Here is a 12,913-nt window from a genome sequence, read left to right on the forward strand (position 1 = left end):
CGGGTCGTTGCGCATCGCGCAACGACCCCCGCACTTCGGTAACTACCTGCCGGGTACCGCCCGGAGGTCTGGACCACTGTGCCGGAGGTTTGGCAGGGTGGCGGCCTGCCCGCCGGATTTCCCCCCGTCCGGCCGGTTTCCTCCCCCCGAAGGCGGTACCCGCGTTGAACAGGCGTGCCCAGGCCCCCACCCGGCTGCTCGGCACCGCGCTGGCCGGAGCGCTGCTGCTCACCGGCTGCGGCGGCCAGGGCGACCGGACGGTCACCCTCAAGCTGGTGGCGGCCGACTACGGCGAGGACGCCGCCACCAGCTCCAAGCTCTACTGGGAGGACGTGGCCCGCCGCTTCGAGACCGCCAACCCGGGCATCAGGGTCGACGTCGAGGTGGTCGGCTGGACGGACATCGGCAAGCGGGTCGCCGACCTGGTGGGCAGCGGCAAGTCGCCCGACCTGGTGCAGACCGGCGGCTTCGCCGACCAGGCCGCCGCGAACCGGCTCTACCCGGTCGCCGACGTGCTCTCGCTGGACACCCAGGCCAACATGCTGGAGTCGTTCAGCCACGCCGGGCAGGTGCTCGGCACGCAGTACGGGATCCCGTTCGTCTCCTCCTCGCGGGTGCTCTTCTACAACAAGGCGATCTTCCAGAAGGCCGGCATCACCCAGCCGCCGGCCACCTGGAACGAGCTGCGGCAGGCTGCCGAGAAGATCCGGGCGAAGGTACCCGGGGTCGTGCCGTACGGGCTGCCGCTGGGGCCCGAGGAGGCGCCGGCCGAGTCGATGCTGTGGACGCTGAGCGGCGGCGGGAGCCTCTCCGACGACGTCGGCAACTACACCATCGACAGTGCCCAGAACCAGGCCACGTTCGGATGGCTGCGGACCAACCTGGTCGAGACGAAGCTGACGTACCCCGAGCCGGGCAGGATGAACCGCACCCCGGTGTTCACCGACTTCGCGGCCGGCAAGGTGGCGATGCTCAACGGGCACCCGACGCTGCTGCGGATGGCCGCCAACGCCAAGGTCGACTTCGGCACGGCGCCGATCCCGCGGAAGGACGGCCTGGCGAAGACCGCCAGCCTCGGCGTGGCGGACTGGATGATGGCGTTCAAGGCCAACGGGCACAAGAACGAGATCCGCAGGTTCCTCTCCTTCGTCTACGCCAAGGAGAACCAGCTCAAGTTCGACGAGGCCTACAACCTGCTGCCGGTCACCCAGGACGCCTTCACCGAGATGACCAGGGGCGGCGGCCGGCACGAGGACCTGAAGCAGTTCGCGGCCGGGCTGGCCAGCGCCAGCTTCTACCCGTTCGGGGACCCGGCCTGGGCCGAGGTCAGCAACCGCATCAAGACGGGCATCGGCGGTGCCGTGACCGGCGACCCCAAGCAGGTGCTGGAGGGGCTGCAGGAGGCCGCGGTGAAGGAAGCAGCCCGAGTCCGAAAGTGAGGACCCGAGCTGCCATCGTGGGCTGCGCGGTCAGCGTCAGAGGCTGATCGCGTAGGCCTTGCGGAGGGTCTCGTGGACCGTCCAGGTGGTGCGGTCCCCGGCGCGCAGGACGCCGCAGTCGCCCGGGCCGACGTGGAGCGTCGGGCCGTCCTCGATCTCGATGGTGGCCCGGCCGCTGAGCACCACGAACATCTCGTCGGCCTCCACGTCGGTGACCACGCCCGGGGTGATCTGCCAGATCCCGCGGAGCTGGCGGCCGTCGGCGGACTCGGAGAGCACGCGGCCGGAGACCTCGGGGGTTCCGGAGACGATCTGGGCCGGGTCGAGCGGGTCGGGTTCGAGCTCGGCGGCGGGGATGTGCAGGGCGAAGCTGGGCGTCGTGGCGGTCATGGGGTCGACGCTAGCCGGGGACGGCTCCGGCCGCGGGGCGCAGAGTGTGTCGGGTCCGCGGGGCAGAATGACACTCCGTAGTGGTGGGCGGAGGTGTGGCTCGTGGCCGGCACGGGTGGACTCGGTGAGCGTGACTTGGCGGTACTGGAGCTCGAAGGCCGCCAGTGGCGGACGGCCGGGGCGAAGGAGCGGGCCATCCGGGAGGAGCTGGGCCTCTCCAGCACCCGGTACTACCAGCTGCTGAACGCGCTGCTGGACCGGCCGGAGGCGCTGGCGCACGCTCCGGTCCTGGTGAACCGGCTGCGCCGGATCCGGGACGCCCGCCGGGCCGCCCGCTAGCGGGAGTCCGGGCGCGGCCGCGTGGGTAGGGTCCGGGCATGGGCCTTGAGCAGAGTGTGCTGCCGACCACGGACGCCGGGCGCGCGGGCCTGGCGGAGATCCTCCGGGCGCCTCGGGACGCGGTGGTCGCACTGGACTTCGACGGGACGCTGGCGCCGATCGTGGCCGACCCCGCGTCCGCACGGGCGCACCCGGACGCGGCCGGGGCGCTGACCGCCCTGGCGCCGCGGGTCGGGTCGATCGTGGTGGTGACCGGCCGGCCAGCCGCGCTGGCGGTGGAGTACGGAGGCCTGGACACGCTCACCGGTGTGGTGGTGCTCGGCCACTACGGCGCCGAGCGCTGGGAGTCGGGGGAGCTGACCGCGCCGCCGGTGCACCCGGGGGTCGAGCGGGCACGGGCCGAGCTGGCCGCGGTGCTGGCTGAGTCCGGGGCGCCGGCCGGGACGTGGGTGGAGGACAAGGGGCGGTCGCTGGCGGTGCACACGCGGCGCACCGAGGCACCCGAGGAGACGCTGGCGCTGCTGCGTGCGCCGGTCGGGGCGCTGGCCGAGTCCCACGGACTGGTGGTGGAGCCGGGCCGGCTGGTGCTGGAGCTGCGTCCGCCGGGGGTCGACAAGGGGGCCGCGCTGACCGGCTACCTGCGCGAGCGCGGAGCGCGCGCGGTGCTGTACGCGGGGGACGACCTGGGCGACCTGGCGGCCTTCGACGCGGTGGAGCGGCTGCGCGGCGAGGGCGTCGCGGGGCTGCTGGTCTGCAGCGGCACGGTGGGCGACGCGCCGGTCAAGGAGCTCGCCGACCGGGCCGACCTCGTGGTGGCGGGCCCGGCCGGCGTGGTGGAGCTGCTGACGGCGCTCGGCACGGCGCTCGGCGCGGAGGGCTGAGCGCCGAGCCGTCCGGGCGGTCGGCTCAGCGCGTCCGGGCGGTCAGCGGAGCGCGTCCAGCTGGTCGAGGAACCACTGCTGGGGCGGCAGCGCGGTGGCCGCGGCGGCGAGCCGCTTGGTGCGGTCGGCGCGCTCGTCGGCGGCCATGGTGAGCCCGGTGTGCAGCGCGTCGGCGGTGGCGATCACGTCGTAGGGGTTGACGCTCAGCGCGTCCTCGCCGAGCTCCGCGTGCGCGCCGGCCTCGCGCGAGAGGACGAGCGCGCAGCCCCGGTCGGAGACCACCGGCACCTCCTTGGCGACCAGGTTCATGCCGTCGCGGATCGGGTTGACCAGGGCGACGTCGGCCAGCCGGTAGGCGGCGAGCGAACGCGGGAAGTCGTCGTTGACGTGCAGGATCAGCGGCTGCCAGGAGTCCGTGCCGAACTCGGTGTTGATCTCCGCGGCCAGCTCCCGGACCCGCGCGGTGTAGTCGCGGTACTCGGCGAGGTCGGTCCGCGAGGGGTAGGCGAAGGCGATGTGGACGACGCGGTCGTGCCACTCCGGGCGGGTGCGGAGCAGGTGCCGGTAGGCCTGGAAGCCGCGCACGATGTTCTTGCTCAGCTCGGTGCGGTCGACCCGGACCACGGTGCGGCGGTCGCCGACGGCCTCGCGTAGCGCGGCGAGCCGCTCCTCGACGTCCGGGCGGTGGGCGCGCTCGCGCAGGAAGTCGGCGTCCGCCCCGAGGCCGTGGACGCCGAGGCGGGTGGTGCGGCCCGCGTGGGTGACGGTGAGGGCCTCGCGGTCGACCTCGGCCCCGAGCACCGCGGCGCAGCACTCGGCGAAGGCGAGCGCCCAGCGGCGGGTCAGGAAGGCGGCCCGGTCGGCGCCGAGGATGCCGGTCAGCACGGACTCGGCCACGTCGTCGGGCAGCAGCCGGAAGTACTCGGGCGGGGCCCACGGGGTGTGCGAGAAGTGGCCGATCCGCAGGTCCGGCCGGGCGGCGCGGAGCAGGGCGGGGGCCAGCGAGAGGTGGTAGTCCTGCACCAGGACGGCGGCGCCGGGGGCGGCCTCGGCGGCCAGCGCCTCGGCGAAGGCGGCGTTGTAGGCGGTGTACGCCTGCCACTCGGTGCGGAAGGCGGCGCCGAAGGCGGGGGCGGTGGGGGTGGCGTAGAGCAGGTGGTGGACGAACCAGAGGGTCGAGTTGGCCACGCCGTTGTAGGCGCGGGCGAAGGTCTCCGGGTCGATGTCCAGCATCCGGACGGCCTGCCCGCCGACGTCGTGGCCGGCCCGGTCGAGGCGGCCGTCCGGGGCCTCCCGGGCGGCCCGGCGGTCCGCGTCGCCGAGGGCCGCGCAGACCCAGACGGCGTCGGGGTCGCCGATCGCGGAGAGCCCGGAGACCAGGCCCCCGCCGCCCCGGCGGAGGGCCAGCGTGCCGTCCTCCGCCGTGCTGAACGACACCGGTCCCCGGTTGGAGGCCACCAGGACCGGGGCGGTGCCGGTCGGATTCGAACGCTCGGTCGTGAGATCGCCCATGATGGGTAGGTTGCCGGGGGCCCGGGGCCGCAAACCCCTCAGCGGGGCAGGTGGCGGCCTGCGTACTCGGGGACGGTGTGCATCGGGGGCCGTTCCAGGGCCGTGACCGGGTGGGTGTGGGCGGTGAACTCCCTGGTCTCCGGATCGCGGGTGAACTGGGTGAGCAGCGGGTGCACCAGATCGGCGGAGGCCTTGAGCCGGTGCGTCCGGTCGAGCCGTTCGAGTGCGGTGCGGTAGATGGTGGCGGCCATCCGGCCGAGCGCCTGGCCGTCCTGGTGGCGGTGGTGGCGCACGCCGACGTCCACCTGGGCCAGGGCGTCCAGACCGGCGGTCTCCAGTGCGTCGACCAGCAGCCCGAGCTCGACGCCGTAGCCGGTGGGGAAGGGCAGCCGTTCGAGCAGTGAGCGGCGGGCCGCGTACTCGCCGCCGAGCGGCTGGACGAAACCGGCGAGTTCCGGCCAGTGCAGGTTCAGCAGGGGGCGGGCGACCAGTTCGGTGACCCGGCCGCCGCCGGACGGGACCACCGCGGCGTCGCCCGCGGCGGAGTCGCTCGGCGTCACTTCGAGCGGCCGGTCGTACATGGCCTTGACCAGCTGGATGCCGGGGTCGGTGAGCAGCGGCCCGACGATGCCGGAGACGAAGGCCGGGTCGAACTCGCGCAGGTCGGCGTCGATGAAGCAGACGATCTCGCCGCGGGTGACCAGCAGCGAGCGCCAGAGCACCTCGCCCTTGCCGGGGGCGGCGGGCAGCCGGGGGAGGATCTCGTCCCGGTGGACCACCCGGGCGCCGGCCGCGGCGGCCACGGCGGCGGTGCCGTCGGCGGAGCCGGAGTCGACCACGACGAGCTCGTCGACCAGCGGCAGGCGCTCCATCAGCTCCCGGCGGACCGTCCGGACGATGTCGCCGACCGTGGCCTCCTCGTCGAGTGCGGGCAGGACGACGCTGACGCTGCCCGCGCGGCCGGCGGCCCGCTTGGCCTCCAGCAGGGTGCGCACCGGACGGTCGGCCGCGCTCCACGAGCGGCGGCGCAGCCAGGACGCCGCCTGCGGGACGAGCTCGGGTGTCGGGTCGGCGGGCACGGGTCTCTCCTCGGCGGGATCGGGTGGAGCTGATCGGGGTGGAAGGGGCGGGTGGAACGGGCCATCTCGCGTGGCGGACGGTCCCGTTCAAGCTTCACGCCTTCGGATACAGTCTTCGTACAGCGGTCGGACCTTCGCACGCCGGGGTCGCCGCTGAGCACGACCGACAACTTCACAGAGCTCATCCAGAGGGACTGAGGGAACGGCCCGTTGACGTCCCGGCAACCTTCTCGCGCGGCTGTCGTCACAGGCCCCGGCGGGACAGGTGCCAATTCCGGCCTGTGGCGCGACCGCGCCGCGGGGAAGATGAGGAGAGAGGCCTCCGCCACCATGGCTATCGACACAGCCGCACCCGTCAGCACCGTTGATCTCGGCCCCGCCGCCGCGCTGTCCTGTCGCGAGTGCGGCACCCGCTTCCCGCTCGGCCCCAGCTTCGCCTGCCTGGAGTGCTTCGGGCCGCTGGAGATCGCGTACGACTTCGGGAGCGAGGGCGCCGAGGCGCTGCGCAAGCGGATCGAGTCCGGCCCGGCGTCGATCTGGCGCTACGCCCCGCTGCTGCCGGTGCCGGCCGACGTCGCCACCAAGCCGAACCTGAACCCGGGCTGGACCCCGCTGGTCAAGGCGGACAACCTGGGCCGCGAGCTCGGCTTCACCGCGCAGCTGCACATCAAGGACGACTCCGGCAACCCGACCCACTCCTTCAAGGACCGCGTGGTCGCCTGCGCGATCGAGGCGGCGCGGGCGTTCGGCTTCACCACGCTCTCCTGCTCCTCGACCGGCAACCTGGCCGGCGCGGTGGGCGCCGCGGCCGCCCGGGCCGGCTTCAAGTCCTGCGTGTTCATCCCGCACGACCTGGAGCAGGGCAAGGTCGTCATGGCCGGTGTCTACGGCGGCGAGCTGGTCGGCATCGAGGGCAACTACGACGACGTGAACCGCTTCTGCTCGGAGCTGATCGGCGACCCGGCCGGCGAGGGCTGGGGCTTCGTCAACGTCAACCTGCGCCCGTACTACGGCGAGGGCTCCAAGACGCTGGCGTACGAGATCTGCGAGCAGCTGGGCTGGCGCCTGCCGGAGCAGATCGTCATCCCGATCGCCTCGGGCTCCCAGCTGACGAAGATCGACAAGGGGCTGCGGGAGCTGGTGAAGCTCGGCCTGGTCGAGGACCGGCCGTACAAGATCTTCGGCGCCCAGGCCGAGGGCTGCTCGCCGGTGTCGGCGGCGTTCAAGGCCGGCCACGACGTGATCCGCCCGGTCAAGCCGGACACCATCGCCAAGTCGCTGGCGATCGGCAACCCGGCCGACGGCCCGTACGTGCTGGACATCGCCCGGCGCACCGGCGGTGCGGTCGAGGACGTGACGGACGTCGAGGTGGTGGCCGCGATCAAGCTGCTGGCCCGCACCGAGGGCATCTTCGCGGAGACCGCCGGCGGCGTCACCGTCGGCGTGCTGAAGAAGCTGGTCGAGACCGGACAGCTGGACCCGGCCAAGGAGACCGTCGCGATCAACACCGGCGACGGCCTGAAGACGCTGGACGCCGTCTCCGACGCCGGGATGACCGCCGTCATCCGCCCGACGCTGGCCTCGTTCCGCGACGCCGGCCTCGCCTCCGCCTGACCCACCCGCAGCTAGGAGAAGCCCCCCCATGAGCGCCAACGTCCGCATCCCGACCATCCTGCGCACCTACACCGGCGGCGCCGCCGAGGTGAGCGCCGAGGGCGCCACCCTGGGCGAGGTGATCGCCGACCTGGACCGTAACCACGCCGGGATCGCCGCGCGCGTCCTGGACGACACCGGCAAGCTGCGGCGTTTCGTCAACGTCTACGTCAACGACGACGACGTGCGGTTCGCGGAGGGCCTGGCCACCGAGATCAAGGACGGCGCTAGCGTCTCGATCATTCCGGCGGTGGCCGGCGGCTGCTGAGCCGTCCGACCGCCGAGTCGGCCGCCCCGGGACGGAATTCCGACCCGGGGCGGCCGGTCGTATTTTGGCGGGAATATTTGCGGTCCCAGTCGGAGTAGAGTGTGGCTCGACCGGGAACGGGGCTCCCCTCCCCCTCGCACCGGTGGTCGAATCCGTCCGCGCCCGCACCGCCGTTTCCCGTCCGGCCGCCGAGGCCGTAGACCGCTCCGCGGCCGTGAAACATGTCAGGCCGATGTCAGAATTCTTCAGGGGATTTGGGTAATTCGTCCGCTATGTCCGGCGTGAATTGCGACGTTCCTTCCGATTCCGTCGGATCTGCCCCTTGGCGGGCCCGGTGAATTCACGGCGATTGGGCCTGTTGCAGAGGGCGTCGATCCGGATACATTCAGCCGCGGTCGACGCAATCGCCCGTGCACCGGACGCCGTTCGGTGGTCTCGGCGGGGATTGCGGCGTGCACGGCTGTGCCCAGGGGGGGTTCCCCGGGCCGGCCTCAACCAGACCCGCACCCGCAGACCCGCGGGCGCGTGAAGGGCCAGCACAGCACTAGGGGAGTTCGGAATGGCTCAGGGCACCGTCAAGTGGTTCAACGCGGAGAAGGGTTACGGCTTCATCGCGGTCGACGGTGGTGCGGACGTCTTCGTCCACTACAGCGCGATCCAGATGGACGGCTACCGCACCCTTGAGGAGGGCCAGCGGGTCGAGTTCGAGATCTCTCAGGGGCAGAAGGGCCCGCAGGCGGACATGGTCCGCGCGGCGGTCTGACCTTTCCGACACCCAGGAGTTCGGCTCGGCCCATCGGCTGGTGCACCTCTTGCTTCGCGGCGGGCCCGCACGACACGTGTCGTGCGGGCCCGCCGCCGTGTGCGGGGGCGCGGGTGCGGGCCGGCCGCGGGGCGCGGTCCGGGCCCGTCGGCGGGCCCGGTGCGAGCGCGGCGCGGGGGTGCGGCGCGGCTCGCGGGTTGGCGATTGGGCTTGCACTCGCCTACCCGGAGTGCTAATCATTGGCGTTAGCACTCACAGCGTGAGAGTGACAGCGGACCGGGTCGGTGAGGCCCCCGGGAGCGGTAGGGGAAAGGACCCCCGCACACCAGGGCCGTCCGTCGCGGGCACCCCTTGGTCCGAGCAGTCGACCGTGTCCCGGAGGACCACTTCTGATGGCCAAGATCATCGCCTTTGATGAGGAAGCTCGCCGCGGCCTTGAGCGTGGCATGAACCAGCTCGCCGACGCAGTGAAGGTCACGCTCGGCCCCAAGGGCCGCAACGTCGTGCTGGAGAAGAAGTGGGGCGCCCCCACGATCACCAACGACGGTGTCTCCATCGCCAAGGAGATCGAGCTCGAGGACCCCTACGAGAAGATCGGCGCGGAGCTCGTCAAGGAGGTCGCCAAGAAGACCGACGACGTCGCGGGTGACGGCACCACCACCGCCACCGTGCTGGCCCAGGCGCTCGTCCGCGAGGGTCTGCGCAACGTCGCCGCCGGCGCCAACCCGATGGCCCTGAAGCGCGGTATCGAGAAGGCCGTCGCGGCCGTCTCCGACCAGCTGCTGGCCCAGGCCAAGGACGTGGAGACCAAGGAGCAGATCGCCTCCACCGCCTCCATCTCGGCCGCCGACACCCAGATCGGCGAGCTCATCGCCGAGGCCATGGACAAGGTCGGCAAGGAAGGCGTCATCACCGTCGAGGAGAGCAACACCTTCGGTCTGGAGCTGGAGCTCACCGAGGGCATGCGCTTCGACAAGGGCTACATCTCGGCCTACTTCGCCACCGACCTGGAGCGGATGGAGGCGACCTTCGAGGACCCCTACATCCTCATCGCCAACTCCAAGATCGGCTCGGTCAAGGACCTGCTCCCGCTGCTGGAGAAGGTCATGCAGAGCGGCAAGCCGCTCGTCATCATCGCCGAGGACGTCGAGGGCGAGGCCCTGTCGACCCTGGTCGTGAACAAGATCCGCGGCACCTTCAAGTCCGTCGCCGTCAAGGCCCCGGGCTTCGGCGACCGCCGCAAGGCCATGCTCGGCGACATCGCCATCCTCACCGGTGGCACCGTGATCTCCGAGGAGGTCGGCCTCAAGCTGGAGAACGCCGGCATCGACCTGCTGGGCACCGCCCGCAAGGTGGTCATCACCAAGGACGAGACCACCATCGTCGACGGTGGCGGCGACAGCGAGCAGGTCGCGGGCCGCGTGAACCAGATCCGCGCCGAGATCGAGAACAGCGACTCGGACTACGACCGCGAGAAGCTCCAGGAGCGCCTCGCCAAGCTGGCCGGCGGCGTGGCCGTCATCAAGGCCGGCGCGGCCACCGAGGTGGAGCTCAAGGAGCGCAAGCACCGCATCGAGGACGCCGTCCGCAACGCCAAGGCCGCCGTCGAGGAGGGCATCGTCGCCGGTGGTGGCGTCGCGCTGCTGCAGGCCGGTGTCGCCTTCGACAAGCTGGAGCTGGACGGCGACGAGGCCACCGGTGCCAACATCGTCAAGGTCGCGCTGGAGGCCCCGATCAAGCAGATCGCGACCAACGCCGGCCTGGAGGGTGGCGTCGTGGTGGAGAAGGTGCGCAACCTCCCCGCCGGTCACGGCCTGAACGCCGCCACCAACGAGTACGTCGACCTGGTCGCCGAGGGCATCATCGACCCGGCCAAGGTCACCCGCTCCGCGCTGCAGAACGCCGCCTCCATCGCGGCGCTGTTCCTCACCACCGAGGCCGTCATCGCCGACAAGCCGGAGAAGGCCGCTGCGGCCGCCGGCGGCGGCATGCCGGGCGGTGACATGGACTTCTGATCCCTCGCCGGATCGGTCAAGTCTTCGATCGCACGGGCGGTTCCCCTCGGGGAGCCGCCCGTGCGGCGTTCTCTGGGAGAATGGACGGATGGCTTCCGCAGATGACATCGAGACCGCGCTGCACAGTGCGCGGGCACTGATCCTGGCCGACCTGACCGCCCGGGACGTGGCGGACGCCGCCGTGGTGTCGCTGGTCGAGAAGGCGGTGACGCACCGGCGCTGGTGGCTGGAGCAGTGGCCGGACGGCACCGAGTACGTGCTCGGGCTGGTCGCCCAGGACGTCCAGGACGCGCTGCTGGAGGCGTACGGCCGCTGGCCGCTCTGCGCCGCGTGCGCGGCGGAGGGGGATCCGCACGCGCTCAGCGTGGAGCCCGAGCTGGGGCCGGACCCGCACTGGGTCTGCGGCAAGGAGGGCGCCGTGGTCGCGCCCGTCGGGCAGCTGGCCTGAGGCCGCCCGCCCGGGCCCGTACGCGTGAAGTCGTCCGCGGACGGGCCCGCACGTCCGCGTGAGGCCCGGACGCCCGGGCCCGTCCGCGAGAGACCCTAAGCCTCCAGCGCGCCGAGTTCGGTGGCGAGGTTGGCCCGGGCCCGGGCGTCGAACCGCTCGTGGGCGGCCGGGGTGCGGTAGAGCGCGGGGAGCGCCAGCAGCTGCCGCAGGACCGCGGCCCGCCCGGCCCGGAAGTCCGGCTCGGGGACGAAGGCGTACTCCGCCCGCACGGCCTCCGCGTAGCCGGCGTACGCCTCCGGGGCGCCGCCGAGGACGGCGAGGTCCGCGTCGCAGAGCACCTCCCCGTCGCGGTCCCCCGGCTCGGGCCGGTGGGTGACGGTGAGCCGGACCAGCCGGACCACTTCGGCCACCCGCTCCGCCGACAGGCCCGCCTCGGTGAGGGCCCGGGCGGCGAGGGCGGCGCTGCGCTCCTCGTTCTCGGAGCGGTCCGGCCGGTAGACGGCGTCGTGGAACCAGGCGGCCAGCCGGACGGCGTCCGGGTCCGCGGCGTGCGCGGCCAGCGCGTCCACGTGGTCGAGCACCGCCCGCAGGTGGGCGGTGGTGTGGTAGCGCCGCTGCGGCTCGGCCCAGCGGCGCAGCAGTTCGCGCCCGGAGGGCTCCGGGTCGGCGCTCGCGCCGCAACGGCGGAGCAGGGCGGTCCAGTCGGCGAGCAGGTCTCGGTCGGGCATGGGGGCCATTCTGCTGGGTGCGGGCGGTCGATCCGGCGATTCCTCTGGACTGTATATGTCGCTGACCGGTATATGTAGTCCCATGACAGAACGAGCCATGCAGGAGCCCACGATGCTCCTGCTCACCGCGCTGGCCGATGCGCCCAGGCACGGCTACGCGCTCATCCAGGAGGTCGCCGCGATCTCCGACGGTCGGGTGAAGATGCGTACCGGCACGCTCTACGGTGCCCTGGACCGGCTGCTCCAGCAGGGCCTGATCGAGGTCGCCGCCGAGGAGGTCGTCGACGGCCGGGCCCGCCGCACCTACGCGCTCACCGGTGGTGGCCGCGAGGTGCTGGCCGCCGAGGCCCAGCGGCTGCGCGCCGTCGCCGAGGAGGCCCAGCGGCGGCTGGCCGTCGCCATTGTCCGTCCGAGGGTCAGGGGGGCCTTCGCATGACCGATTTGACCCTGAGGGCCGCCCTGCGGCTCTACCCGGCCCGTTACCGCCGGGAGCGGGCCGACGAGATGGCCGCCGTCTTCGCCGACACCACGGCGGGCTCCGGACGGCTGTCCACCGCGCGGGAGGCCTTCGACCTCGCGGCGTACGGCCTGCGCATCCGGACCGGGTTGACGTCCAGTTCGTCGGGCGGGCGGTTGACGGCGCTGACGGCGCCGCTCGCCGCCGGCGCGTCGGCCGGGCTGGCCGCCGCCTACCATCTCGTCGGGCACTCCTGGCTCCACGTCGAACTCCCCGACGGGGCCAGGGACGTGCCGTTCTTCCTGGTCGTGGCGGCGATGACCACGCTGCCGGTGCTCGGGGCGGTCGCCGCCCTGTTCGGGCGGTGGTCGGCCGCGCGGGTGCTGGCCGGTGGAACGGCGTTCGCGGTGCTGGCGCACCTGGCCCTGCTGGCGGCGGTCACGGCGCCGGGGGACGGGATCTGGGTGGCCATGTACGCGTTCCAGTTCGAGGGCGCCTTCCTGCTCTGGAGTCTGGTGCAGCTCGCCGCTCCCCGGGACGCCCTGCCGTCGCCCGCCTGGCGGGAGTGGTGCCTGGTGCTGGTGTCGGCGGTGGCGGCCCCGGCTGTGGCCGTTTCGATCGACGCCTACGCCTCCTGGAGCACGATCGATCCGCTGTGGCGGGGTCTGATGGTCGGCGTGCCGCTGTTCATGGCGCTGGCGGCACTGCGCCGCTGGTACGTGGTCGCGGTGCCCGGGCTGGCCGCGCTGCCCTGGACGCTCAGCGCCAACCTCCACGGGCTCTGGCAGCAGGCCGGCGGGATCGCCAGGCTGTTGCCGGCGGCCGTGCTGGTGGTGGCCGCGATGGTCGGGCTGCTCATGCTGCGCCGGCCGACCGGCGGGGCGGCTCCGGGTGACGGGGACCGGCAGCTGGTGTGACCCGGCGGCGTGAACCCGGCGGGC

At 72.8% G+C, this 12,913-nt stretch carries 14 protein-coding genes and 1 riboswitch; of the genes, 10 read left to right on the top strand and 4 right to left on the bottom strand.

Going from position 1 to position 12,913, the window contains the following annotated elements; all coding sequences use genetic code 11:
• The first annotated feature begins 164 nt into the window (after positions 1-164).
• Complete coding sequence (locus RMN57_RS22130; protein WP_313765075.1) at positions 165-1,439, top strand: extracellular solute-binding protein; 1,275 nt, start codon at positions 165-167, stop codon at positions 1,437-1,439.
• Positions 1,440-1,475: 36 nt separating this feature from the next.
• On the opposite strand, the gene RMN57_RS22135 is transcribed toward RMN57_RS22130, so the two are convergent.
• The gene (locus tag RMN57_RS22135) at positions 1,476-1,829 is read right to left on the bottom strand and encodes a cupin domain-containing protein (RefSeq protein WP_313765076.1); all 354 of its coding nucleotides are present in this window, start codon (positions 1,827-1,829) and stop codon (positions 1,476-1,478) included.
• Positions 1,830-1,922: 93 nt separating this feature from the next.
• Here RMN57_RS22135 and RMN57_RS22140 point away from each other — a divergent pair, with 93 nt between their 5' ends.
• Both RMN57_RS22140 and otsB read left to right on the top strand, forming a co-directional pair.
• Positions 1,923-2,168 (top strand): DUF3263 domain-containing protein, encoded by a 246-nt coding sequence (locus tag RMN57_RS22140; protein WP_380235766.1) that lies wholly within the window; start codon positions 1,923-1,925, stop codon positions 2,166-2,168.
• Between the two features lie 38 nt (positions 2,169-2,206).
• On the top strand, positions 2,207-3,049 hold the full coding sequence (otsB, locus tag RMN57_RS22145; protein ID WP_313765077.1) for a trehalose-phosphatase: 843 nt from the start codon (positions 2,207-2,209) through the stop codon (positions 3,047-3,049).
• Positions 3,050-3,091: 42 nt separating this feature from the next.
• On the opposite strand, the gene RMN57_RS22150 is transcribed toward otsB, so the two are convergent.
• Complete coding sequence (locus RMN57_RS22150; RefSeq protein WP_313765078.1) at positions 3,092-4,561, bottom strand: trehalose-6-phosphate synthase; 1,470 nt, start codon at positions 4,559-4,561, stop codon at positions 3,092-3,094.
• Between the two features lie 38 nt (positions 4,562-4,599).
• Positions 4,600-5,640, bottom strand: coding sequence for a glucosyl-3-phosphoglycerate synthase (locus tag RMN57_RS22155; RefSeq protein WP_313765079.1), 1,041 nt, complete (start codon positions 5,638-5,640; stop codon positions 4,600-4,602).
• 178 nt (positions 5,641-5,818) lie between these two features.
• A riboswitch (SAM riboswitch) is annotated at positions 5,819-5,953 on the top strand.
• 17 nt (positions 5,954-5,970) lie between these two features.
• On the opposite strand from RMN57_RS22155, the gene thrC reads away from it, so the two are divergent.
• From thrC to RMN57_RS22180, 5 genes are all read left to right on the top strand, one after another.
• A complete protein-coding gene (thrC, locus tag RMN57_RS22160) occupies positions 5,971-7,254 on the top strand; it encodes a threonine synthase (protein ID WP_313765080.1) in 1,284 nt (427 codons plus the stop codon).
• Between the two features lie 28 nt (positions 7,255-7,282).
• Positions 7,283-7,561, top strand: coding sequence for a MoaD/ThiS family protein (locus RMN57_RS22165; RefSeq protein WP_313765081.1), 279 nt, complete (start codon positions 7,283-7,285; stop codon positions 7,559-7,561).
• Positions 7,562-8,120: 559 nt separating this feature from the next.
• Positions 8,121-8,324 (top strand): cold-shock protein, encoded by a 204-nt coding sequence (locus tag RMN57_RS22170; RefSeq protein ID WP_030289665.1) that lies wholly within the window; start codon positions 8,121-8,123, stop codon positions 8,322-8,324.
• 392 nt (positions 8,325-8,716) lie between these two features.
• Positions 8,717-10,339: a chaperonin GroEL gene (gene groL / locus RMN57_RS22175; protein WP_270144962.1), complete on the top strand. Its 1,623-nt coding sequence runs from the start codon at positions 8,717-8,719 to the stop codon at positions 10,337-10,339.
• 88 nt (positions 10,340-10,427) lie between these two features.
• Entirely contained in the window at positions 10,428-10,787 is a 360-nt protein-coding gene (locus tag RMN57_RS22180; protein WP_313765082.1) for a hypothetical protein, read from the top strand.
• 95 nt (positions 10,788-10,882) lie between these two features.
• Here RMN57_RS22180 and RMN57_RS22185 read toward each other — a convergent pair whose 3' ends face one another.
• Positions 10,883-11,524, bottom strand: a complete 642-nt coding sequence (locus RMN57_RS22185) for a hypothetical protein (RefSeq protein WP_380235761.1) — start codon at positions 11,522-11,524, stop codon at positions 10,883-10,885.
• A gap of 73 nt (positions 11,525-11,597) precedes the next feature.
• Between RMN57_RS22185 and RMN57_RS22190 the strand changes: the two genes are divergently transcribed.
• Both RMN57_RS22190 and RMN57_RS22195 read left to right on the top strand, forming a co-directional pair.
• Positions 11,598-11,951 carry a PadR family transcriptional regulator gene (locus RMN57_RS22190; RefSeq protein WP_313765084.1) on the top strand — a complete coding sequence of 118 codons (354 nt, stop codon included), beginning with the start codon at positions 11,598-11,600 and terminating at the stop codon, positions 11,949-11,951.
• Positions 11,948-12,889 (top strand): hypothetical protein, encoded by a 942-nt coding sequence (locus RMN57_RS22195; RefSeq protein WP_313765085.1) that lies wholly within the window; start codon positions 11,948-11,950, stop codon positions 12,887-12,889. The genes RMN57_RS22190 and RMN57_RS22195 overlap by 4 nt, the downstream gene beginning before the upstream one ends.
• The last annotated feature ends 24 nt before the right edge of the window (positions 12,890-12,913 follow it).

It is taken from the genome of Kitasatospora sp. CM 4170, assembly GCF_032110285.1.
Classification (GTDB): domain Bacteria; phylum Actinomycetota; class Actinomycetes; order Streptomycetales; family Streptomycetaceae; genus Kitasatospora; species Kitasatospora aburaviensis.

Excerpts from the sequence above, each read along its gene's own strand:
- RMN57_RS22150 (WP_313765078.1), bottom strand. The coding sequence starts at position 4,561 with ATGGGCGATCTCACGACCGAGCGTTCGAATCCGACCGGCACCGCCCCG.
- RMN57_RS22190 (WP_313765084.1), top strand. The coding sequence starts at position 11,598 with ATGACAGAACGAGCCATGCAGGAGCCCACGATGCTCCTGCTCACCGCG.
- RMN57_RS22170 (WP_030289665.1), top strand. The coding sequence starts at position 8,121 with ATGGCTCAGGGCACCGTCAAGTGGTTCAACGCGGAGAAGGGTTACGGC.
- RMN57_RS22180 (WP_313765082.1), top strand. The coding sequence starts at position 10,428 with ATGGCTTCCGCAGATGACATCGAGACCGCGCTGCACAGTGCGCGGGCA.
- RMN57_RS22195 (WP_313765085.1), top strand. The coding sequence starts at position 11,948 with ATGACCGATTTGACCCTGAGGGCCGCCCTGCGGCTCTACCCGGCCCGT.
- otsB (WP_313765077.1), top strand. The coding sequence starts at position 2,207 with ATGGGCCTTGAGCAGAGTGTGCTGCCGACCACGGACGCCGGGCGCGCG.
- groL (WP_270144962.1), top strand. The coding sequence starts at position 8,717 with ATGGCCAAGATCATCGCCTTTGATGAGGAAGCTCGCCGCGGCCTTGAG.
- RMN57_RS22135 (WP_313765076.1), bottom strand. The coding sequence starts at position 1,829 with ATGACCGCCACGACGCCCAGCTTCGCCCTGCACATCCCCGCCGCCGAG.
- thrC (WP_313765080.1), top strand. The coding sequence starts at position 5,971 with ATGGCTATCGACACAGCCGCACCCGTCAGCACCGTTGATCTCGGCCCC.
- RMN57_RS22165 (WP_313765081.1), top strand. The coding sequence starts at position 7,283 with ATGAGCGCCAACGTCCGCATCCCGACCATCCTGCGCACCTACACCGGC.
- RMN57_RS22185 (WP_380235761.1), bottom strand. The coding sequence starts at position 11,524 with ATGGCCCCCATGCCCGACCGAGACCTGCTCGCCGACTGGACCGCCCTG.